23 protein-coding genes and 2 tRNA genes are annotated in these 21,467 nt (G+C 70.7%); 10 read left to right on the top strand and 15 right to left on the bottom strand.

Annotated features, from left to right (window positions below; translation table 11 throughout):
- Nucleotides 1-4 precede the first annotated feature (4 nt).
- From C4T78_RS27900 to C4T78_RS27890, 3 genes are all read right to left on the bottom strand, one after another.
- The gene (locus tag C4T78_RS27900; protein ID WP_093351520.1) at nt 5-619 is read right to left on the bottom strand and encodes a YwqG family protein; all 615 of its coding nucleotides are present in this window, start codon (nt 617-619) and stop codon (nt 5-7) included.
- A gap of 87 nt (nt 620-706) precedes the next feature.
- Entirely contained in the window at nt 707-1,492 is a 786-nt protein-coding gene (locus tag C4T78_RS27895; protein ID WP_093351518.1) for an SDR family NAD(P)-dependent oxidoreductase, read from the bottom strand.
- Nucleotides 1,493-1,503: 11 nt separating this feature from the next.
- Nucleotides 1,504-2,664, bottom strand: a complete 1,161-nt coding sequence (locus C4T78_RS27890) for an SDR family oxidoreductase (RefSeq protein ID WP_093351516.1) — start codon at nt 2,662-2,664, stop codon at nt 1,504-1,506.
- A 71-nt stretch (nt 2,665-2,735) separates the two neighbouring features.
- Here C4T78_RS27890 and C4T78_RS27885 point away from each other — a divergent pair, with 71 nt between their 5' ends.
- Nucleotides 2,736-3,650: a LysR family transcriptional regulator gene (locus C4T78_RS27885; protein ID WP_093351513.1), complete on the top strand. Its 915-nt coding sequence runs from the start codon at nt 2,736-2,738 to the stop codon at nt 3,648-3,650.
- Nucleotides 3,651-3,697: 47 nt separating this feature from the next.
- A complete protein-coding gene (locus C4T78_RS27880) occupies nt 3,698-4,522 on the top strand; it encodes an LLM class flavin-dependent oxidoreductase (RefSeq protein ID WP_235863478.1) in 825 nt (274 codons plus the stop codon).
- On the opposite strand, the gene C4T78_RS37495 is transcribed toward C4T78_RS27880, so the two are convergent.
- Together C4T78_RS37495 and C4T78_RS27875 are read right to left on the bottom strand one after the other, a co-directional pair.
- Entirely contained in the window at nt 4,512-4,619 is a 108-nt protein-coding gene (locus C4T78_RS37495; protein ID WP_434094043.1) for an MFS transporter small subunit, read from the bottom strand. The two genes, C4T78_RS27880 and C4T78_RS37495, sit on opposite strands and share 11 nt — an antisense overlap.
- On the bottom strand, nt 4,616-5,944 hold the full coding sequence (locus tag C4T78_RS27875) for an OFA family MFS transporter (protein ID WP_093351511.1): 1,329 nt from the start codon (nt 5,942-5,944) through the stop codon (nt 4,616-4,618). The genes C4T78_RS37495 and C4T78_RS27875 overlap by 4 nt, the downstream gene beginning before the upstream one ends.
- Before the next feature lie 107 nt (nt 5,945-6,051).
- Between C4T78_RS27875 and fdhD the strand changes: the two genes are divergently transcribed.
- Both fdhD and C4T78_RS27865 read left to right on the top strand, forming a co-directional pair.
- Complete coding sequence (gene fdhD, locus C4T78_RS27870; RefSeq protein ID WP_093351508.1) at nt 6,052-6,891, top strand: formate dehydrogenase accessory sulfurtransferase FdhD; 840 nt, start codon at nt 6,052-6,054, stop codon at nt 6,889-6,891.
- A 59-nt stretch (nt 6,892-6,950) separates the two neighbouring features.
- Nucleotides 6,951-7,826 (top strand): alpha/beta hydrolase, encoded by an 876-nt coding sequence (locus tag C4T78_RS27865; protein WP_093351505.1) that lies wholly within the window; start codon nt 6,951-6,953, stop codon nt 7,824-7,826.
- A gap of 4 nt (nt 7,827-7,830) precedes the next feature.
- Here C4T78_RS27865 and C4T78_RS27860 read toward each other — a convergent pair whose 3' ends face one another.
- The 5 genes from C4T78_RS27860 to tig all read right to left on the bottom strand — a co-directional run bounded on the left by C4T78_RS27860 (nt 7,831) and on the right by tig (nt 13,452).
- Nucleotides 7,831-8,469 (bottom strand): RBBP9/YdeN family alpha/beta hydrolase, encoded by a 639-nt coding sequence (locus C4T78_RS27860; protein ID WP_093351503.1) that lies wholly within the window; start codon nt 8,467-8,469, stop codon nt 7,831-7,833.
- A 202-nt stretch (nt 8,470-8,671) separates the two neighbouring features.
- Entirely contained in the window at nt 8,672-9,949 is a 1,278-nt protein-coding gene (gene clpX / locus C4T78_RS27855; protein ID WP_093351501.1) for an ATP-dependent Clp protease ATP-binding subunit ClpX, read from the bottom strand.
- A 609-nt stretch (nt 9,950-10,558) separates the two neighbouring features.
- Nucleotides 10,559-11,191, bottom strand: a complete 633-nt coding sequence (locus C4T78_RS27850) for an ATP-dependent Clp protease proteolytic subunit (RefSeq protein WP_093152379.1) — start codon at nt 11,189-11,191, stop codon at nt 10,559-10,561.
- Between the two features lie 40 nt (nt 11,192-11,231).
- Nucleotides 11,232-11,855, bottom strand: a complete 624-nt coding sequence (locus C4T78_RS27845; RefSeq protein ID WP_218161572.1) for an ATP-dependent Clp protease proteolytic subunit — start codon at nt 11,853-11,855, stop codon at nt 11,232-11,234.
- Nucleotides 11,856-12,093: 238 nt separating this feature from the next.
- On the bottom strand, nt 12,094-13,452 hold the full coding sequence (gene tig, locus C4T78_RS27840) for a trigger factor (RefSeq protein ID WP_093351499.1): 1,359 nt from the start codon (nt 13,450-13,452) through the stop codon (nt 12,094-12,096).
- 199 nt (nt 13,453-13,651) lie between these two features.
- Between tig and C4T78_RS27835 the strand changes: the two genes are divergently transcribed.
- Nucleotides 13,652-14,593, top strand: coding sequence for a ferredoxin family protein (locus tag C4T78_RS27835; RefSeq protein ID WP_093351496.1), 942 nt, complete (start codon nt 13,652-13,654; stop codon nt 14,591-14,593).
- On the opposite strand, the gene C4T78_RS36185 is transcribed toward C4T78_RS27835, so the two are convergent.
- On the bottom strand, nt 14,541-14,732 hold the full coding sequence (locus C4T78_RS36185) for a hypothetical protein (protein ID WP_143185823.1): 192 nt from the start codon (nt 14,730-14,732) through the stop codon (nt 14,541-14,543). The two genes, C4T78_RS27835 and C4T78_RS36185, sit on opposite strands and share 53 nt — an antisense overlap.
- 144 nt (nt 14,733-14,876) lie before the next feature.
- Nucleotides 14,877-14,950, bottom strand: a tRNA-Pro gene (locus C4T78_RS27830).
- A 115-nt stretch (nt 14,951-15,065) separates the two neighbouring features.
- On the opposite strand from C4T78_RS27830, the gene C4T78_RS27825 reads away from it, so the two are divergent.
- From C4T78_RS27825 to C4T78_RS27805, 5 genes are all read left to right on the top strand, one after another.
- A tRNA-Gly gene (locus C4T78_RS27825) sits at nt 15,066-15,139 on the top strand.
- Nucleotides 15,140-15,785: 646 nt separating this feature from the next.
- Nucleotides 15,786-17,243, top strand: coding sequence for an MDR family MFS transporter (locus C4T78_RS27820; protein WP_093351494.1), 1,458 nt, complete (start codon nt 15,786-15,788; stop codon nt 17,241-17,243).
- A gap of 55 nt (nt 17,244-17,298) precedes the next feature.
- Nucleotides 17,299-17,925, top strand: coding sequence for a 2'-5' RNA ligase family protein (locus C4T78_RS27815; RefSeq protein WP_093351491.1), 627 nt, complete (start codon nt 17,299-17,301; stop codon nt 17,923-17,925).
- A 313-nt stretch (nt 17,926-18,238) separates the two neighbouring features.
- Complete coding sequence (locus C4T78_RS37160) at nt 18,239-18,622, top strand: GNAT family N-acetyltransferase (RefSeq protein WP_093351490.1); 384 nt, start codon at nt 18,239-18,241, stop codon at nt 18,620-18,622.
- A gap of 71 nt (nt 18,623-18,693) precedes the next feature.
- Nucleotides 18,694-19,539, top strand: coding sequence for a hypothetical protein (locus C4T78_RS27805; protein WP_093351488.1), 846 nt, complete (start codon nt 18,694-18,696; stop codon nt 19,537-19,539).
- Nucleotides 19,540-19,696: 157 nt separating this feature from the next.
- Here C4T78_RS27805 and C4T78_RS27800 read toward each other — a convergent pair whose 3' ends face one another.
- Genes C4T78_RS27800 through C4T78_RS27790 form a run of 3 tightly spaced genes read right to left on the bottom strand, consistent with a single transcriptional unit; the run spans nt 19,697 to nt 21,313 of the window.
- Complete coding sequence (locus tag C4T78_RS27800) at nt 19,697-20,506, bottom strand: Fpg/Nei family DNA glycosylase (RefSeq protein WP_093351486.1); 810 nt, start codon at nt 20,504-20,506, stop codon at nt 19,697-19,699.
- 18 nt (nt 20,507-20,524) lie between these two features.
- Nucleotides 20,525-20,839 carry a hypothetical protein gene (locus C4T78_RS27795; RefSeq protein WP_093351484.1) on the bottom strand — a complete coding sequence of 105 codons (315 nt, stop codon included), beginning with the start codon at nt 20,837-20,839 and terminating at the stop codon, nt 20,525-20,527.
- 3 nt (nt 20,840-20,842) lie between these two features.
- Nucleotides 20,843-21,313: a ribose-5-phosphate isomerase gene (locus C4T78_RS27790; protein WP_093351482.1), complete on the bottom strand. Its 471-nt coding sequence runs from the start codon at nt 21,311-21,313 to the stop codon at nt 20,843-20,845.
- Nucleotides 21,314-21,467 lie beyond the last annotated feature (154 nt).

The following is a 21,467-nucleotide window of genomic DNA, read 5'->3' as shown; positions in this document are numbered from 1 at the left end:
GTGGTCAGCCGCACTGCCAGAGGAAGCGGCCTTGGCCGGTCTTCTCGTCGAGGAAGGCGTAGGCGACTCCTCCGTCGCCCAGGTTCATGCCGAACGGTTCGTCCTCGCTGTCGATCTGCGCCACGAAGCGCCAGGTGCCGGGTTCGTCCGGCCACTCCTCCTGCTGCATCCAGCTCGGTTCGCCCCACAGGCGGCTGCGCAGGAAGCCCTCGTCGTCGTCATCCTCGTCCGCCTCGTCGTCTTCGTGCGGGGTCAGTTCCGCGTGGTGGTCCGGGCCGAAGGTCGGGCCGCGGCGGATGCTGGCGACCTGGTAGAAGTCCGGCAGCCGGCCGGGCTGGGCGAAGAAGGCGTTCTCGCCGGCCGTCGGTGAGTAGGTCGTGTCGATCCAGTCGTCGCCGCCCTCGTCGGTCATGAACAGGTAGCCGAGCCGGACTTCGTCGCCGGGCAGCCGGATCTGGCCAATGAACCGCATCGGCCTGCCGGTCTCCGCCGACAGCGGCCAGGTCGGGTCGTCGAGCCAGACCGGCTGACCGCCGAACTTGGTGATCGGTTCGGTGATCGGTTCCGGTGCCTCCACGAAGGCCAGGTCCTGCCGGGCGGGAGCGCTGCTGCTGGTCATCCGAGTCCTCACTCTGCGGTTGCGCGACCGACCGTAGCGCGATCGGGCGACCGCGGAGAGGCACTTCGGCGCAACGGGGCTCGCCGTTCAGAGCTGGCGGAGGGCTCCGCCGTCGACCGACCACTCCGCTCCGGTGACCTGGGCGGCCAGCGGGGACAGCAGGTAGGTGATCACGCGGGCCACGTCCTCCGGGGTGCCGAGACGGCCCGAGGGCAGCCGGCGGACCTCGTTGACGAAGTGGTCGATCGCCTCGTCCACCGGGCGGTCGTACTGGGCGGCGAGCTGGTCGGCGAAGCCGCCGGGGGCGTCCCAGAGCCAGGTCCTCGTCGGGCCGGGCGCGACGACGTTGGACCGCACGCCGCTGGGCCCGAACTCGGCCGCCAGGGACTTCGACACCGCCAGCAGCGCCGTCTTCGACGCCGCGTAGTCGACCAGCGGGGCGTCCGGCAGGCGGGCTGCTTCGCTGGTCACGTGCACCAGGCTGCCCGCGCCGGTCGCCAGCAGCGCGGGCAGCGCCGCGCGGGTGGTGCGGACCGCCGAGTGGAGGTTCAGGTCGAAGGTCCGCTTCCACTCCTCGTCGGTCACGTCCAGGAATCCCGCGCGGGAGCGCAGGCCGCCGACGTTGTTCACCAGGCCGTCCAGTCGGCCGTGCCGCTTGAGCGCGGTCGCGACGACGTGCTCCGCGGCGTCCGGATCGGTGAGGTCGGCCGGAACTCCGCTCACGCCGCTGCCGAGTTCGCAGATCGAGTGCGGGTTCCGCGCCACGCCAACGACTTTCGCACCTTCGGCCGCCAGCAGGCGCACCGTGGCCTCGCCGATCCCGGCGGACGCCCCGGTCACCAGGAAGACCTTGTCGGTCAACTGCAGATCCATCTCGGCTCCTCTCAGGGGATGATGCGGCGCTCGCGCAGGTCGTCGAAGACCTTCCGGAACATCTCCTCGGTGTCGACGAACTCGTGGAAGCCGGAGCGGCGCGCCTTGGAGCCGTCGGCGAACACGTCGTAGTCCCAGGAGAAGACGAAGTCGCCGAATCCCCAGGACGAAACCTCTTGGTAGGAAACCGGTTCCAGGTCGTACTCGGCGACCATGCGCTGCCACAGCTCGGCCTTGTCGGCCATCACCTCGGTCAGCGACATCGGCAGCGGGTCGCCCACCGGCAGGCCGAAGTGCGCCGCGATCTTCGGCCACATCTCCCGCCAGCGGAACAGATCACCGTTGTTGATGTTGAACGCCTGGTTCTGCGCCTGCTCGGCCGTCGCCGCCCAGACGGTGGCCTTGGCCAGCAGGCGCGCGTCGGTCATCTCCAGCAGCGAGTCGTAGGCCCCGGGCTTGCCCGGGAACCGCAGCGGCAGGCCGAGCTCCTTCGAGATCGCCGCGTAGACGGCGATCACCAGCGCCAGGTTCATCGGATTGCCGAGCGCGACACCGGCCACCACCGACGGGCGCAGCGCGGTCCAGGTCCACCGCTTGCCCTGCTGGCGCTGCTCCAGGAATTCCTGCTGGGCGGCCATGAACTCGGGCGGCATCGGGCGGGCGTCGGTCTCCCGCGCCGGGGTCTTGAACGGCCCGAGGTGCGCGCCGTAGACCTTGTAGCCCTGCATGAGGCTGATGTGGCTCAGGCCGGGCGCGGCGGCTTCGACCGCGTCGACGACGTTGGTCAGCATCGCCATGTTCGGCGGCACCAGCCCGGCCCAGGTCGGCCGGTCCTGGTAGGCCGCGTAGAAGAGGTGCGTGACACCGGTCAGCCCGCTCAGCTTCTCCCAGGTGTCCTGCGCGTCCATCAGGTCGACGGCCAGGTACCGGACCCGGTCGGTGTCCTCGCCGCCGCGCCGGGACACCCCGATCACCTCCCAGTCCGGCAGGCTGACCAGGTGCTCCACGAGGTTGCGCCCGATGACGCCGTTCGCGCCGACGACCAGCGCTGTTGCGCCTTTCCGCGATTCACCGCGGTGGTCGCGTTCGACGTCGATCTCAGGTTTCGCGGTTGCGCCGGATTCCGCTGAGGTGCGGTTGCGCTGGGCTCGGGTCGGTACAGGACTGCTCATGCCGACAACACTCGTCGGCGCCGATCGATAAGTCCAAAGCTTGTTCTTTCTGCTGGTGATAACTTCTGCTCATGGCAACGCTCCGGCAGTTCGAGTACCTGGTCACCGTGGTCGACACCGGGTCGTTCACCCGGGCCGCCGAGCTGCTGCACGTCACGCAGCCCGCGCTGTCGCACCAGGTCCGCGCCTTGGAGCGGGACGCAGGCGGGCCGCTGCTGGAACGGCTGCCGCGCGCCGTCCGGCTCACGCCGATGGGCCGCGCGATGCTGCCGCACGCGCGAGCCGCGCTCGCCGACGCGGAGCGGGCGCGCTCGGCCGCCCGACAGGTCTCCGGCCTGGAGAGCGGCGAACTCCAGCTCGCCACGGTGTACTCGGCGAGCCTCGGCGTGCTGCCACCGGTTCTGCGCGCGTGGCGGCGGGAGCACGGCGGCGTGCGCATCCGGCTCTTCGAGCACCGCCACGGCGACGAGCTCAAGGCCTCGATGGCCGCCGGGCAAGCGGACGTCGCCGTCGGGCCTGCACCGTCCGATTGGGACGGTCCGGTGCACGCGCTCGGCGTGGAGGAGTTCGTGGTGGTGCTGCCGCCGGACGACCCGGTGGCCGTCGGCGGCGCGACGCGCGTCGAGCTGGCGATGCTCGCCGACCGCGGCTGGGTGCACTACAGCCCGGAGAACGGCCTCTCCGAGGTGCTGGACGCGGCTTGCGCCGGTGCCGGTTTCCAGGCCCGCGCCGCGGTCCGCTCCGAGCAGACGGCGGCGGCACCGATGCTCGCCGCGGCCGGACTGGGCCCGGCGCTGGTACCGGCGAACATCATCCCGAAGCAGTTCGACGGCGAGCTCCTGCGACCCGACCCGCCGGTCCACCGCACCCTGACCGCCTACACCCGGAGCGGGCCCGACCCGCTCACCGCGGCGTTCGTCGACACCCTCGCCCGCAAGGCGAGCGTCCTCCCCGACCACGTCCGCCGCCGCCTCGCACCCGGCTGAGGTCCTCCGGTGGCGCCACACCGCCCCGCCAGGTGGCTCGGAGCGCTGTGACCACCGATGCTCGGGAGGTCGCCGACCACGGAGTGCCGATGCGCCACGCCTTGTACCTACCGCCGTTCGGGGAGCTGGCCGATCCCGGCGTGCTCGCCGAGCTCTCCGCGCGGGCCGAGGCCGCCGGGTTCGACGGGGTGTTCCTCTGGGACCACGTCGTGCGGCCCCGGCAGCCGGGGCTCGGCGTGTGCGATCCGTGGATCGCGCTGGCGGCCATCGCCGCGCGCACCGAGCGGATCCGGATCGGCACCAGGATCACTCCGCTCTCGCGGCGCAGGCCGCACGACGTCGCCCGGCAGGCCGCGGCCGTCGACCAGCTCAGCGCGGGGCGGCTCGTGCTCGGCGTCGGGCTCGGCGCGGACAACGGCGGCGAGCTGTCCAGGCTGGGCGAGGCCGACGACCCGCGCACCCGGGCGGAGATGCTCGACGAGGGCTTGGACGTCATCTGCGCGCTGTGGTCCGGCGAGCCGGTCACCCACCGCGGCCGGCACTTCCGGGTCGACGGGCTGCGGTTCCTCCCGCGACCGGTGCAGCGCCCGCGCATCCCGATCTGGGTCGCCGCCCAGTCCGTCAAGCGGGCGCCGCTGCACCGGGCGGCCCGGTTCGACGGGCTGTGCCCCGAGACCACGCCGGACGGGCTGCGGGCGATGCTGGACGTCGTCGCCCGCCACCGCGGCGGGCTGGACGGCTACGAAGTCGCGGTCGGCGGCCCGCCCGACGACGATCCCGGCCCCTTCCGGGCGGCCGGCGCGAGCTGGTGGCTCGTGCAGTTCCCCGAGATCACCACGGTTGCCGAGGTGGAAGCGGCGATCAGCCGGTGAACAGCTGCGAGACCTTCTGGATGAGTTCGTACACGCCGTAGGCGAAGGGCAGGCCCACCCACGCCCAGGACACCACCAGGACGGTTCGGCGGTTCATCGCGCCTCCGGTTCGTGGAACTTCGGGTTGACCGGGCGGACCAGCTCGTTGGCCGCGAAGCCGACCACCAGCAGCCCGATCATGATCACCAGCGAGGTCGTGTAGAGGTCCGGGCCGGTGGCACCGGCCGCCTCGCGCGCGTCGGCCACCGCGTTGACGATCAGCGGGCCCAGCACGCCGGCCGCCGACCACGCGGTGAGCAGCCGACCGTGGATCGCGCCCACCTGCGCGGTGCCGAACAGGTCCTTCAGGTAGGCCGGGACGGTGGAGAAGCCGCCGCCGTAGAAGGACAGGATGAGCATCGCGCACAGCACGAACACGGGAATCCCGGACGAGCCCGCCAGCAGGATGCCCAGGTACAGCAGCGCACCGCCGCCCAGGTAGACGCGGTAGATGTTCTTGCGCCCAACCAGGTCCGATGTGGACGACCAGATGAACCGGCCCGCCATGTTGGTCAGCGACAGCAGCGCGACGAACCCGGCCGCCGCGCCCGCCGCCACCGGCGTCGTGCTGGTCGCGAAGAACCCGGTGATCATCGGCGCGGCCTTCTCCAGGATGCCGATGCCCGCGGTGACGTTGCAGCACAGCACGATCCACAGCAGCCAGAACTGCGGAGTGCGCACCGCGTTGCGGGCCGTCACGTTCGCGGTGGTGATCATCGGCCGGGACGCCTGCCGCACCGCGGGTTCCGGGTTCCAGCTCGGCGGCGGCGTCCGGATCAGCAGCACGCCCAGCGACATGAACACCGCGTAGACCACGCCGTGCACCAGGAAGGTCAGCGCGATGCCGGACTGGTCGTCGCCGAAGGACGCCAGCATCTGCGTCGACCACGGCGAGGCGATCAGCGCACCACCGCCGAAGCCCATGATGGCGATCCCGGTGGCCATGCCCGGCCGGTCCGGGAACCACTTGATCAGCGTCGACACCGGCGAGATGTAGCCGATGCCGAGCCCGATGCCGCCGACGAACCCGTAGCCGAGCACCACCAGCCAGTACTGGCCGAGCGCGATGCCCACCGCGGAGATCAGGAATCCCAGCGAGAAGCACGTGGTCGCGACGGCCATCGCCCACCGCGGCCCGCGGCGCTCCACCAGCGTCCCGCCCAGCGCCGCGGACAGCCCGAGCATCACGATCCCGAGCTGGAACGGCAGCGCGCTGAGCGTGCCGCTCAGGCCGAGCGCGCCCTCCAGCGGCGGTTTGAACACGCTCCACGCGTAGACCTGACCGATCGCCAGGTGCACGGCCAGCGCGGCGGGCGGCACCAGCCAGCGGTTCCAGCCCTCCGGCGCGACGATGCGGGCGGGGGAGAGCAGATCTGCGGCCATCAGGCCTCCCGGCCAAGTGCTGTTGATCGAGGAGCGCTGAGCATACTTGTGCGCGGGCGGCCGATCGAGGGTCGTCTTCCGCCGAGCGAACGCGCGAGGAGGGGCCGATGGGACGCGTCACGGTGCGGCGACCGGTGCTGAGGATCGCCGCCGATGGGACCAGGAGCAGGCCGGACGTGCTCGCGGCCGAGGAGCCGATGGAGATCCGCGTCGACGGGCGGCCGCTGTCGGTGACCATGCGCACACCCGGGCACGACGTCGAACTCGCCCACGGGTTCCTGCTGACCGAGGGCGTCATCCACGACCGCGAGCAGCTGTCGACGGCGCGCTACTGCGACAGCCCCGGCCCGGACGGCCGCAACACCTACAACGTGCTCGACGTCGTGCTCGCGCCCGGCGTGCGGCCGCCCGAGGCCTCGGTGACCCGGAACTTCTACACCACCTCCTCGTGCGGTGTGTGCGGCAAGGCGGCGCTGGACTCGGTCCGGCTGACCACCCGCCACTCCCCCGCCGACGACCCGCTCACCGTCACCGCGGAGACGCTCATCGGCATCCCCGACCGGCTGCGCGCCGCCCAGCGCGTCTTCGACACGACCGGCGGCCTGCACGCGGCCGGGCTGTTCAGCGGCGACGGCGAACTGCTGGTGGTGCGGGAGGACGTCGGGCGGCACAACGCCGTCGACAAGGTGCTCGGCTGGGCCCTGCTGGCGGAGCGCGTGCCGCTGTCCGGATGCGTGCTGATGGTGTCCGGCCGGGCGTCGTTCGAACTGGTGCAGAAGGCCGCGATGGCCGGCGTGCCGATGCTCGCCGCGGTCTCCGCACCGTCCTCGCTGGCGGTCGACCTCGCCGCCGAGCAGGGCATCACGCTGGTCGGGTTCCTGCGCGGGCGGTCCATGAACGTCTACACCGGCGCCGAGCGCATCGTGACCAAGAACATCGCGGGTTAGCGGCGAATGCCGCGCCGCGTTGGCACGATGGAGAGCAGGAGCCGCCACTGGAGGGATGCATGCGCGATTCGCAGGGTCGTCACCTGCTGCCGCGCCGCAGCGTCCTCGCCGCCGGCATCACCGGCGCCGCCGCCCTCGGGCTGGGGCTGGGCGGCCGGTTCGGGTCGACGCCGCCCGGCACTCCGGTGCCGCTGGCCAACCAGTCGAACGTGTCCGTGGAACGGCTCTACTCGCACGCCCGCAACTGCTTCATCAACTTCGTGCTGATGTCCCCGAAAGGCGTTCCGCGCCAAGGACTTCCGGTGTGCCTGATGCTGCACGGGCGGTTCGGCGACGCGCGCAAGTCGGTGGGCGGGCTGCCGGGCTGGCTGTCGGACTCGGTGGCCTCGGGCCGCATTCCACCGTTCGCGTTCCTGGCCGTGGACGGCGGCGGGAACAACTACTGGCACCGGCGCCCCAACGACGATCCGCTGTGGATGCTGCTCGGCGAGGTGCCGCGCTGGCTGGCCGAGCGCAACCTCGGCGGGCCCGAGCACCGCCCCTTCGCCGCGGCGGGCATCTCGATGGGCGGCTTCGGCGCGCTGCTCTACGCGCGGCGCAGGCGTGAGATGGGGCACCCGCTGTCGGCGGCAGCGGTGGTGTCCCCGGCGCTGATCACCAGCTGGCCGGAGATGCGCAAGCGCAAGGCGTTCACCACCGAGGCCGAGTGGGCGGAGATCGATCCGCTGCGCCACATCGGCTCGCTCGGCAACCTGCCGCTGGGCGTGTGGTGCGGCACCGAGGACCGCTTCATCGAGGGCACCCGCCGCTTCATCCGCATGGCCGAGCCCGACTACGCGTCCACGACCCCGGGCGGCCACAACAGCCGCTACTACCGCAAGGCGCTGCCCGAGGTGGTGGACTTCATCGGCGGTGAACTGCCGGCCGCGAGATGAGCCGTCAGGCCAGCCGGAGGCGGGCCTGGGACTGCCCGGCGGTGTAGGGATCGGCGTCGAAGCGGTCGTTGAGCGGCACCGTGCCGTAAAGGGCCCAGCTCAGCACCGCAGGCCAGGGACCGTAGCCCGCGTCGGTGTTCAGGTGCTCGCCGTCGAGGATCACGTCCATCTCGACCTGGAGCGACTCGGCCAGGGCGTGCGCCCGGTACATCGACAGGTACGGGTCGCCGGTGCCGACCACGAGCCGCGTGATGCCCGCCGCGCGGCGCAGCGCCGCCGCATCCGTCGGGTACGGGGTGATGTCCTGGGCATCCGGGTGCTGCCAGTCCGGCGGCGGCGGGGCCACCAGCAGCACCCGGTCCGCGCGCCTGGCGCTCCCGCCGACCGTCGCCGCGTGGTGCAGCCACAGCGCCACTCCGCAGGAGTGCGCGGCCACCACGAGCTCGGCCTCCTTCGGCACCGCGGCCAGCCGCTCGCGCAGCACCGGCAGCCACTCCGCCAGCACCGGCCGGTCCGGATCGGGGAACGACGGCAGGTCCACCTCGACGCCCTGTTCGCGGAGCTGACCGGCGAGCCACTGCTGCCAGTGCCAGGGTCCGGAACCGGTCATCCCGTGAACCAGCAGGACGTGCATCTCGCTCATGGCAGGCGCTCCCCGGGAAGATGATCTGGTCAGTACCCAGGATCATCTAACCGGGCCGGGTTCGCAGCGTTCGCGCCCGGGCCACAAGAGTGAAACGGCCCGCGATGCGAGAGGCATCGCGGGCCGGGATGTTTCAGCTCTCCGGACTCGAAAACCGCTGGTGCTGAAGCCAGTTCCGCGTCAGTTCAGCGGAACGGGCGGATTACGCGGACTTCTCGCGGCGTTCGCGGCGCGTCGCCTGGCGCGCCACGATCGTCGGGTTCACGTTCTCCCGGACGGTCTGCTCGGTGATCACGACCTTGGCGACGTCCGACCGGCTCGGGATGTCGTACATCACCGGCAGCAGGACCTCTTCGAGGATCGCGCGCAGACCGCGGGCGCCCGTGCCGCGCAGGATCGCCTGGTCGGCGATCGCCTCCAGCGCGGTCTTGGTGAACTCCAGCTCCACGTTGTCCATCTCGAACAAGCGCTTGTACTGCTTCACCAGCGCGTTGCGCGGCTCGGTGAGGATCTGCACCAGGGACGGCTTGTCCAGGTTCGTCACGCTGGCCACCGTGGGCAGCCGGCCGATGAACTCCGGGATCAGGCCGTACTTGATCAGGTCCTCGGGCATCACGTCGGCGAAGTGGTCGGCGGTGTCGATCTGGGACTTGGAGCGCAGCTCCGCACCGAAGCCGACGCTGTGCTTGCCGACCCGCTCCTCGACGATCTTCTCCAGCCCGGCGAACGCACCTGCCACGATGAACAGCACGTTCGTCGTGTCGATCTGGATGAACTCCTGGTGCGGGTGCTTGCGGCCGCCCTGCGGCGGCACGCTGGCCGTGGTGCCCTCCAGGATCTTCAGCAGCGCCTGCTGCACGCCCTCGCCGGAGACGTCGCGGGTGATCGACGGGTTCTCGCTCTTGCGGGCGATCTTGTCGACCTCGTCGATGTAGATGATGCCGGTCTCGGCGCGCTTGACGTCGTAGTCGGCCGCCTGGATCAGCTTGAGCAGGATGTTCTCGACGTCCTCGCCCACGTACCCGGCCTCGGTCAGCGCGGTGGCGTCGGCGATGGCGAACGGCACGTTCAGCATCTTCGCCAGCGTCTGCGCGAGGTAGGTCTTGCCGCAGCCCGTCGGGCCGAGCATCAGGATGTTGGACTTGGCCAGCTCGACGGCCTCTTCACCGCGGCTCTGGCGCTCTCCGGCCTGGATGCGCTTGTAGTGGTTGTAGACCGCTACCGACAGGTTCCGCTTCGCCGGGTCCTGCCCGATGACGTACTGGTCGAGGAACTCGTGGATCTCCGCGGGCTTGGGCAGCTCGTCGAGCTTGACCTCACCGGCCTCGGCCAGCTCCTCCTCGATGATCTCGTTGCAGAGATCGATGCACTCATCGCAGATGTACACGCCGGGGCCGGCGATGAGTTTCTTCACCTGCTTCTGGCTCTTCCCGCAGAAGGAGCACTTCAGCAGGTCGCCGCCGTCACCGATACGTGCCATGACCGCTGACCCCGTCCCCTCCGGCGCGCCGTCCGGTAGCGCGCCTGACCGTATGTGCTTCCGACGGTACCTGGCGTTCCCCGAGTTCGGGGAGACTCACAGTGTCCGCCATTGCCAAGCGTGATGTGACCAGCGCCGCGCTCGGCGTGTCGTGACCCCGCACCCGGGCGTGCCGCCCCACCACGTGGCCGGGACGTTACGCGTTCCCGCAGCTCGCAGCAGCTGTTTTCGCCGGGAACCGGAAAAACCGCGCGCCGCGCGCCGCAGGAGGACGGCTCCGCGGTCGACACCAGCCGAGAAGCAGGCCCACCACCTGCGAGAACGAGAGATGACTCACGCCTCGAACAATCAGAGGTGCCGCGCCCGCCCCGGCCATTCCCGCTGATCAGCGCCACCGCGAAGAGCGACCGGCACCCCGTGGCAAAGGCCGCGCGCCGCAGGCGCACAACCGCCCCTCGCAACTCGCACCGCCGCGGGTTCTCAGCGGCCGCCTGGCGAGGACAGCCCGTTCGCCGTGTCGGACACGTGAGAACGGGATCCCGCAGCCAGGCGGCCGCTGAGGTTCCGCTACCCGCACCGCTACGCAGGGCGAGTCCGGAGGACCTGCTTTTAGGCCTTCTGCTCGGAGAGCTTGCGGTAGGGCACGACCTCGTCGATGATCCCGTACTCCACGGACTGCTCCGCGGTCAGGATCTTGTCGCGGTCGACGTCCTGGCGGACCTGCTCCTGCGAGCGGCTGGTGTGCTTGGCCAGCGTCGACTCCATCAGGTCGCGCATCCGCTGGACCTCGGCGGCCTGGATCTCCAGGTCCGACACCTGGCCGTAGATGCCCTCCACCGACGGCTGGTGGATCAGCACCCGCGAGTTCGGCAGCGCCTGGCGCTTGCCCTTGGTGCCCGCGGCCAGCAGCACCGCCGCCGCCGACGCCGCCTGGCCGAGGCAGATGGTGCGCACGTCCGGGCGCACGTACTGGATGGTGTCGTAGATGGCCATCATCGCGGTGAACGAGCCACCCGGGGAGTTGATGTACATCTGGATCTCGCGGTCCGGGTCATCGGACTCCAGGAAGAGCAGCTGCGCCATCACGTCGTTGGCGGAGGCGTCGTCGACCTGGACGCCGAGGAACACGATGCGCTCCTCGAACAGCTTGTTGTACGGGTTGGACTCCTTGACCCCGTACGCGGTGCGCTCGACGAACGAGGGCAGCACGTACCGGGACTGCAGGGACTGGTAAGGGTTCACGGCCGGTGACTCCTCAGTTGCTAGGTCCGGGCGGGGATGATCAGCTGCGCGGCAGGTTCGCGGCGCTGGCCACGTGGTCGACGAACCCGTACTCGCGGGCCTCCTCCGCGGTGAACCACCGGTCGCGGTCGGAGTCCTGGGTGATCCGCTCCACCGTCTGACCGGTCTGCTCCGCGATCAGCTCGGCCATCTCCTTCTTGTGCCTGGAGAACATCTTGGCCTGGATCTCGATGTCCGAGGCCGTGCCGCCGAGGCCGGCCGACGGCTGGTGCATCATGATCCGCGCGTGCGGCAGCGCGAACCGCTTGCCCTTGGCGCCCGCGGACAGCAGGAACTGCCCCATCGAGGCGGCCATGCCCATCGCCACGGTGGCCACGTCCGGCTTGATCAGCTGCATGGTGTCGTAGATGGCCATGCCCGCCGTCACCGAGCCGCCCGGCGAGTTGATGTAGAGCGAGATGTCGCGGTCCGGGTCCTCAGCCGCCAGCAGCAGCAGCTGCGAGCAGATCTGGTTCGAGATCGAGTCCTCGACCTGGGAGCCGAGGACGATGATGCGCTCCCGCAGCAGCCGCTCGTAAACCGAGTCGTTGAGCGAGAGTCCGTTGGTACCCGTCCGCATGGACGGCGCCTGCGCGTCGGACGCCGGAGTCAGGTGCTGCGTCACGTCTCCCTGCCTTCTCCCACATTGGGCTCTTTCACGTGGGCCACTCAGGTCACTCGCGCCGCTCCCGATCCGCTTCCAAAGTGGACCGAGCGGGTCCGCGGGCGACTTCGAGGGCCCTGCTTCCCTCTCGGGTGATCCGCTACAACCGACCCTAACGAAAGTGGGCGGCACCAGCTTCCCAGTACCGCCCACTTTCGCTTAGAGCATGTTTATCGAGTTGTCGAGCGCGCGAGCCGGATCACTCCGACTTCGCGGTCTCGGCCTCCTCCTCGCCCTGCTGCGGGCCGAACAGCTCGTCCAGGTCCAGCTCGTTGCCCGCGGCGTCGGTGACCGTCGCCTGGCGGACCACCGAGAACAGCGCCTTGCTGCGGCGGACGTCGGCGTAGAGCGCACCGAGCTGGCCCGACTGCTGGGCCTGCTGGACGAACTGGTCCGGGCTCACGCCGAACCGCTGCGCCTGGTAGATGATCCGCTGGGTGAGCTCGTCGTCGGAGACCGAGACGTCCTCGGCGTCGGCGATGGTGTCCAGGACCAGCTGGGTCCGGACCGCCTTCTCCGCCTCCTCGCGGGTCTCCGCGTCGAACTGCTCGCGGGTCTTCTCCTGCTGCTCAAGCCACTCTTCGAAGCGCTTCTCGTCGTGGTCGAACGGGTGCACCGCGTCGTGCTGGCGCACCTCGACCTCGGACTCGACGACCTTCTCCGGCAGCGGCACCTCGACGGTCTCCAGCAGCGCGTCCAGGACCTTGTCCCGGGCCTGCATGCCCTGCTGCATCTTCTTGACCCGGCCCAGCCGCTCCCGCAGGTCGGCGATCAGCTCGTCGACGGTGTCGAACTCGCTGGCCAGCTGCGCGAACTCGTCGTCGGCCTCGGGCAGCTGGCGCTCCTTGACGGAGTTCAGCTTGACCGTCACCTCGGCGTCCTTGCCGGCGTGCTCACCGGCCACCAGGTTGGTGGTGAAGGTCTTGGTGTCGCCCTCGCTCGCGCCGATCAGCGCCTCGTCGATGCCCTCGATCAGCTGGCCGGAGCCGATCTCGTAGGACAGACCGCTGGTCTGGGCGTCCTCGACCTCTTCGCCGTCGACGGTGGCCGACAGGTCGATGCTGACGAAGTCGCCGTCCTGCGCGGGCCGGTCCACCCCGGCGAGAGTGCCGAAGCGGGCGCGCAGCGAGTCCAGCTGCTCGGTCACCTCGTCCTCGGTGACCTCGACGTCGTCCACGCTCACCGACAGCTCGCCGAAGGCGGGCACGGTGATCTCCGGGCGGACGTCGACCTCGGCGGTGAACGCGATCTCGGCGCCGTCCTCGATCTTGGTCACCTCGATGTCCGGGCGACCGAGGGTGCGCACCTCGCTGCTGTTGACCGCTTCCAGGTACTTGGCCGGGACCGCCTCGTTGACGACCTCGTCGAGCACGGGGCCCCGACCGATGCGGCTCTCCAGCACCCGCGCCGGAACCTTGCCCGGCCGGAAGCCGGGGATGCGAACCTGCTGGGCCAGTGCCTTGTACGCGCGGTCGAAGTTCGGCTTGAGCTCGTCGAACGGCACCTCGACGTTGATCCGGACGCGCGTCGGGCTCAGGTGCTCGACGGTGCTCTTCACGTGGTCTCCTAGTGCGAACGTGCTTTGATTCCCGGCGCTGCCAGCGGGCGCGGCGCAACACCACCCCCAATGCCGGGCTGACCACCGAGTCTATTGCTTCCCACCGGCGACCACGGGCCGGGGTTGCGGGAAGCCGCACCGGCGACCGTCCGGCCAACTCGTTTCGCGGCGGTCAGCGGCCGCGTGCTTGGGTGGGATCGTGCAGCACACCACCGCCGATCCCGCCACTTGCGCCGCGCTGTCCACCGCGCACGCCGAGCCGCTCACCGGCACCGCCGCGGTCGCCCGCGGCTGGCTCTGCCTGGAGCAGCGCGGCCCGTGGGGGCGCAACGCGCTGGTCCAGAGCCACCTCGACCCCGAACTGGGCCGGGCGCTGGACGCGAAGGCGAGCGAGCACGGCGTGCGGGTGCAGCTCATCCGGCACCCGGGACGCCACGCGGACACCCCGGAGGCGACCGCGCGCCGGGTGCTGCTCGCCAACACCGCGCCCGGCTCCGGCTGGCTGCGCGAGCTGACCACCACCGACCCGGCCGAGCTGCTCGACCTCGACTTCGAGCGCATCGCCGCCGGGCACCACGACGGCTGGGGGCGGCCGGTGGCCGGACCGGTCCTGCTGGTGTGCACCAACGGCCGCCGCGACCGGTGCTGCGCCGTGCTCGGACGCGAGCTGATCAACGACCTCGCGGGCGAGGACGCCATCTGGGAGACCTCGCACACCGGCGGACACCGCTTCGCCCCCGCCGCGGTCCTGCTGCCCAGCGGGTACACCTACGGGCGCCTGACCGCCGAAGCCGTCGGGAAGATCCTGTCCGCGGCCGCGGCCGGCGAAGTCGCGCTCGAGCTCTGCCGCGGCCGGTCGACGTGGAACCACGCAGGTCAAGCCGCCGAACTGGCCGTGCGCGAGCACCTCGGCGAACACCGGGCCGACGCGCTGCGCGTCACCGGCGGCACCGCCGAGCTGGTCGACGTCGCCCACCAGGACGGCCGCCGCTGGCAGGTGACCGTGCGAACCCGCGAACTCGACCCTCCCCGGCCCAACAGCTGCGGCAAGGCAGCGGTCCGCCCCACCGCGACCACCGCGGTGGCCATCACTGACCGTTCAACACCGAACCGACCGCCGCGCCCAGCTTCGTCGGAGTGACCGCCGTCACGACCCCGTCGGCCGGGGCCAGCTCGGCCACCCCGACCGGCCCGGGAACGACGAACGACACCACGACCAGCAGCACCAACGCGGCGCCCAGCACCGCGCACACCACCGCTGCGGGAAGGTGAGCGCGCAACTCCGGAATCCCATCGCGCACGAACGGGAAATCGGCACCTCGCGCCCGACCGTTACCAACCGTCACGCCCGGCTGCGAGCCAGATCACCGACCGGGAGACGAAAAACCGGCCGCCCGCGAGAAGCGGGCGACCGGCCGCGGACGTCGGGGTGGCGGGATTTGAACCCACGACCCCTCGCACCCAAAGCGAGTGCGCTACCAAACTGCGCCACACCCCGTCCGACGTGCGACGCACCCGAGAACCCCGGGTGCGTTGCGAAGAGCCTATCGCGACCCGCTAAGCTGTGGCACGCAAGGTCGCCCGAACCCCAGCAGGAACGGCGAAACCGGCACGCGGGCGTAGCTCAATGGTAGAGCCCCAGTCTTCCAAACTGGCTACGCGGGTTCGATTCCCGTCGCCCGCTCCAGAGGTGGGAGAGGTGTGTCGGCGGAAAGCGCCGACCTTTCCTCTTCCGCCATTGCATCTGGGGGCCGAGCCCCCAGGCCCCCACGGTGCGGGGGTTGCTTTCTCGGCGGCTCCGCGGCTTGGCGGGGTTCCCGGCCTGGGTTCTCACCAGCCCGTTGTTCGGGGTGTCCATCACCGCACCATCGCCTCGGCGTGCGGTGCCGGAACTCCGCGATTTCGGTTGAAATTGGATGCCCCTAACCGCAGGTTCCGCCGAGAACGTCACGGATCCAATTTCAATTGAAATCGCTGCGCCACTCAGGGTGACCACGCACCGCTTTGAACCTTCGCGGTGCCGAACCCGGCCGTACCCCTCTCGCCGGGCCCACCTCGTATCACGCCTACACCCAGTCGCGACGGGCCTCGCCTGGTCACTCCGGGCCACCGGCTGCAGCTCGGGGGTGATGTTCCGTTCGGACGCCGCTTCGCCTCCCATGCTGCGGGCGAGGTTTCGATCTCGTGCCTGCGCTCCGGGGTGTTGTTGATCTCCTGGGGTCGGTGGTGGGTGTGAAATCGGTTGGGTTTTGTCAGGGGCTTGCGTCACTCTGGGGGTGGTTCGTCTTTCTGGGCGGGCGGGTTGTTCTTCTTTCGGTCTTCTTGGGGGTTTCGTGCGGCGGCTCGAGTACAAGTGGCTCGTCGGGATCACGTTCGTGCTGGCGCTGATCATGCAGATCCTCGACGTCACCATCCTGAACGTGGCGCTCGCCACGCTCGGGCGGGAGTTCCAGGTCGGGCCGGGGGCGCTGCAGTGGGTGCTGACCGGGTACATGATCAGCCTCGCCGTGTTCATCCCGTCCTCCGGCTGGATCGCCGACCGGTTCGGCAGCAAGCGGACCTTCCAGGCCGCCGTGATCATCTTCACCCTGGCCTCGGTGCTCTGCGGCGTGTCCAGCGAGCTGTGGATGCTCATCGCCGCGCGCGTCCTGCAGGGCGTCGGCGGCGGCATGCTGGTGCCCGTCGGGCAGGCCATGCTGTTCCGGGCGTTCCCCGCCAACGAGCGGGCGAAGGCCGGAGCGGTGCTGTCCATCCCGATCACCGTCGCGCCGATGCTCGGCCCGGTCCTCGGCGGCGTGCTCGTGGAGTACGCCGACTGGCGCTGGATCTTCTTCATCAACGTGCCCGTCGGGGCGCTCGCGCTGCTGTGCGCCGTGCTGTTCCTGCGCGAGGAGGAGCGCACCGGTCCGGGGCGCTTCGACCTGCCCGGCTTCCTGCTTGCCGGGATCGGCCTGGCCTCGCTGCTCTACGGCCTCGAACAAGGTGCCCAGCTCGGCTGGACCACCCCGCAGGTGTGGGTGAGCCTGCTCGTCGCCGGGCTGCTCATCGCCGGGCTGATCTGGCGGGAGCTGACCGTCCGCCACCCGATTCTGGACCTGCGGCTGCTGGCCGACCGGATGTTCGGCACCGGCAACCTGCTGCTGCTGTGCCAGACCGGATCGATGTTCGGCATCCTCTTCCTGCTGCCGCTCTACCTGCAGAACCTGCGCGGGGTGTCGCCGATGGGGGCCGGGCTGGTGCTCATGCCGCAGGCGGTGGCCATGCTGCTGACGACCCAGGTGGTCAGCCGGGTCTACGGCCGGATCGGCCCGAAGCGGCTGATCCTGGCCGGGTTCGCGGTCCAGGTGGCGATCTGCGCCGGGCTGCAGCTGCAGGGGCTGGCCACCTCGCTGGGCTACCTGGTCGCGCTGCTCGTGGTGCAGGGCGTGGCCATGGGCCTGCTGATGACCCCGCTGCAGACCGCCACCTTCGCGGGCGTCTCCGGCCCGAAGATGGGGCAGGCCAGCTCGCTGTTCAACGTCAGCAGGCAGGTCGCCACCGCGCTCGGCACCGCCATCGTCGCCACCGTGCTGGTCGTGCTCACCGAACGCGGACAGTCCTCAATGGACCCCGGAACCCCGTTGGCCGAGGTCCAGCTCGGCGCATACCACGGAGCGTTCCTGGTCTCGGCGGCGTTCGCGGTGCTGGGTATCCTGCTGGCGCTGCGAGTGCGCGACGCCGACGCCGCGGCCAGCCTCGACCGCCCGACCCGGCGCCGGGGCGACCGCGAACCGGCCGAGACCGTGAGATAGGTCAAGCGCACCCCGCCACCGGAAAGCTCCGGGCAGTATGTGAGGGGTGACCGATATGCCGCACGTCGACCAGGTCCGCAACCACGCCCGCTGGCGCCCGGGCTGGCGCGCCGGGCGCACCGGCTACGCCTGGTTGCTGCCGCTCTCCGACCAGCCCGGGCTGCGCAAGCTGGTCAACGACTACCAGTACGCGCTGCGCGATCTGCCCGGCTTCGACCTGGTCCCGCTGGAGTGGATGCACATCCTGGTCCAGGAGGTCGGGTTCACCGACGAGATCGACGAGGCGCGGATCGAACCGCTCGTCGCGGCCACCCGCAAGCGGCTCGAAGCGGTGCTGCCGCTCACCCTGGCCTTCCACCACGCCGTGGTGCAGCCGGAGTCGCTGTCGCTGCCCGCCGAGCCGCAGTCGACGATCATCGAGCTCCGGACCGCGGTGCGCGAGGCGCTCGCGGACGTGCTCGGCGAAGCGGCCGTGCCGCCGGAGCCCGAGGACGTCGACAAGCACGTCAGCCTGGCCCACTCCACCACCGACGGCCCGGCGATCTTCGCGGTCGCCACGCTCAGCGGAACCCAGGTGGAGCCGACCACGGCCAAGCTCCCGACGCTGTCGCTGGTGAAGCTCAACCGCGACCACTCCTGCTCGGAGTGGGAGAAGGTCGCCGAAGTCCCCCTCGGCTCCTGACGACGCGCCCCGCGTCGATCCCGTAGGAGATTGGCGTTCACCCCGGTCGTCCGGCCTCGACTGGATCGGCATCAAGGCGGCATGGGTGAGCTCTTCACGCGCAGCCTCCGGGCCGGTGAAGCCGAGGCGTTCTTCGACGTCTTCTCCGCCGCGTTCCTAAACGACTCGCTGAAGTCCGCACACGAGGCTTACGGCCCCGCGTTCCGCATGGAACACGCGCACGGTGTGTTCGACGGCGACGAGGTGATCGGCGGGGCCGCGCGGCTGGAGCAGGAGATCACCGTGCCGGGACCAGCGCTGCCCGGTCGGTGCGGTGGGCGTCGCACCGGGCAACCGGCGGCGCGGCGTGCTGACCGCGCTGATGCGCGCCCAGCTGGAGGCGTTGCACGAGAACGGCACGCCGATCGCGGCTCCGGTCGACGTGGTCCTCGACGTCACCGACCGCTTCTGCCCGTGGAACGAAGGCCGCTGGCGGCTGCGCACCGACGCCGCCGGCTCGGCCACCGCGATCCGGACGGAGGACGCCGGGCAGCTCTCGCTGGACATCACCGACCTCGCGGCCGCGTACCTGGGCGGCAGCGCGCTGGCCGCGCTGGCGCGCTCCGGGAGGGTCGTCGAGCACGAGCCGGGGGCGCTGGTCGCGACGCCCCGGGCGTTCGCGACCGATTGCGCACCGCATTGCCAGGAAGGCTTCTGATCACCCGTTCGAGCGACAGCCGAGGTACTGTCGATGTGGACCGATTAGTCCGGTTTCGGGGAGGTCCTCCGGTGAACACCGCCGTCCTGATCATCGTGGTCGCACTCGTGGTGATCGCCGCCGCGATCTGGTGGTCCCGCAAGAAGGCGATGGAGCACCAGCAGAAGCAGCTGGCGGACGCGAAGGCCGAAGCGCGCCGCTGGGTGGAGCGGCTGGGCGGGCAGGTGCTCAACCTGATCGGAACCAACGAGGCCGCCAAGCAGGCGCTGGCCGATGCCTCGGAGCGGCACGGCGCCGCCGTCTCCCAGCTGGAGCAGGCCACCACCGAGCAGCAGGCCCGGCTGACCAGCGAATCCGCGCTGGAGGGCCTCTACTACGTGCGGGCGGCGAGGGTCGCCATGGACATGGACCCGGGTCCCGAGCTGCCCGACCTGTCCGGCCAGCGCGGCGCGGGCAAGGTCACCGAGGTCCGCGAGGTCGAGGTGGAGGGGCGCCAGCAGGTGGCCTCGCCGAATCCGAGCGAGCAGACGCCGCACTTCTACCCCGGCGGCACGGTGGCCGGTCGTCCGGTGCCGCAGGGCTGGTACAGCGAGCCGTGGTGGAAGCCCGCTCTGGTCGCAGGAGCCTGGGGCGTGGGCTCGTTCGTGCTGATGAGCGCCCTGTTCAGCGGAATGGCGGGAGTCCCGTCGGAAGCGGCCTACGCGGAGGGCTACCAGGACGGCATGGCCGCAGACGACCCGGGCGGCGCAGACGACCCGGGCGGCGCCGACTTCGGCGACGCGAACACCGGAGGTGACGCGGACACCGGAGGTGACGCGGACACCGGAGGTGACGCGGACACCGGAGGTGACGCGGACACCGGCGGCGACTTCGGGGACTTCGGCGACATGGGCGGCTTCGGCGACTTCGACTTCTGACAACCCGACGAACTCCCTCGTCGGCCACCCACCGCTCCCGGTCCGATGCAATTTCAATTGAAATCACAGGGCTGATTTCAATTGAAATTGCGGACGTCTGCCCCGGACGGGCGAGATGGTGGTGTGTTGGGATGCGACGCGCCGGTGGTGTGTCGGGTCACTCGGGTTGGCAGGTGGGGCACCAGTAGAGCTTGCGGCCGGAGAGGTCCGCGGTGGCGACCGGTGTGCCGCAGATCAGGCACGGCATGGCCGCCCGGCGGTAGACGTAGACCTCGCCGCCGTGCCGGTCCTGGCGCGGCGCGCGGCCGGTGGCCTCGGGCATGTGCTCCGGTCGAACCGTGTCGATGCGGCCCACCCGGACCCCGTCGGTCATCAGCTCGACCAGGTCGGCCCAGATCAGTTCCCACTGCTCGCGGGTGAGCGCACGCCCGGGCGTGTAGGGCGGGATGCCGTGCCGGAACAGCACTTCCGCGCGGTAGACGTTGCCGACCCCGGCCAGCACCTTCTGGTCCAGCAGCAGCGCCGCGATGCTCGTGCGGGAGCGGGAGATCCGCGTCCAGGCGCGTTCCGGGTCGGCGTCGGCGCGCAGCGGGTCCGGGCCCAGCCGGGCCCGCAAGGCCACCACCTCGTCGCCGGTCAGCAGTTCGCAGGCCGTCGGGCCGCGGAGATCCGTCCAGTGCGTCTCGCCGACGATCCGCATCCGCACCTGGCCGCGCGGCTCCAGCACCGGGAGCTCGGATTCGCTGAACGTGCCGTAGAGCCCGAGGTGGACGTGGACGATCCGGTCCGGGCCGTAGTGGTGGAACAGGTGCTTTCCGTGCGCTTCCGCGCGTTCCAGCACCGAGCCGTCGAGCAGCGAAGCGCTCGAGGCGAAGCGCCCCTGCGGGCTGCCCACCCGGACTCGCGTGCCTGCGAACAGCTCGTCGTGCACCCCGGCGAGCCGGTGCAGGGTGTGGCCTTCGGGCATGTCAGCGCTTGTTCCCGGTCAGACGATGATCCACAGCACGACCGACTCGGCGAGGTAGGCCGCCACGCACCACAGCGCGATGTGCAGGCCGCGACCGACCGGCCGATCGCTGCGCCGGAGCAGGAGTCCGGCGATCAGGGAGATGAGCGGCGCCAGGACCGCTCCGGCCATCAGCCACAGGCCGATGCCGAGCGCGCAGTCCGGCGCTGGGCAGAGCGCCTCCACCAGGGTCAGCGAGAGCGCGCTCTGCCCGAAGAAGAGCACCAGCACGCCGACCACCGTCGCCGCCACCGCCACGAGCGGTGTCAGCACTGCGGGGCGTGCTGGTGCCATCGGTCAGTTCCCGGGCAGCGCCGGGGGCTGGCCGGTCTTCTCGTAGTCGGTGAGCAGGTCGATGCGCCGCTGGTGGCGGCCGCCCTCGAACTCCGTGGTCAGGAAGGCCTCGACGATCGCCTCGGCCTCCTCGACGGTGTGCATCCGCGCACCGACACCGGCCAGCAGCGCGTTGTTGTGCTGACGGGCCAGCTTCGCGGTCTCGACGCTCCAGGTCAGCGCGGCGCGCGCGCCGGGGACCTTGTTCGCGGCGATCTGCTCGCCGTTGCCCGAGCCACCGAGGACCAGTCCGAGGCTGCCCTCGTCGGCGACGACGCGGCGAGCGGTCTCGACGCAGAACGGCGGGTAGTCGTCCTGGGCGTCGTATTCCGCGGGGCCGATGTCGGTCACTTCGTGACCCTTGTCGGTCAGCCACTTGACGAGGTGGTTCTTGAGTTCGTATCCGGCGTGGTCGGAGCCGATGTAGACGCGCACACCGGCAGTGTGACAGAGCCACCTCCCCGCGATTCAAAGTGGTGGTCGCGCTTCGGGCGCTACCTGCCGCTTTCGGGATTTCCCGCGGCTGCGCCGCGCCACGGTTCCCGGACGTGCGGCCGGGCGGGGCCGGGGTTGTGACACTGGTTAACCT

Source organism: Saccharopolyspora kobensis (assembly GCF_900108315.1).
In the GTDB taxonomy this organism is placed as follows: domain Bacteria; phylum Actinomycetota; class Actinomycetes; order Mycobacteriales; family Pseudonocardiaceae; genus Saccharopolyspora; species Saccharopolyspora kobensis.
The sequence above is the reverse complement of the archived record's forward strand: the minus strand, read 5'-3'. Positions and strand labels throughout refer to the sequence as shown.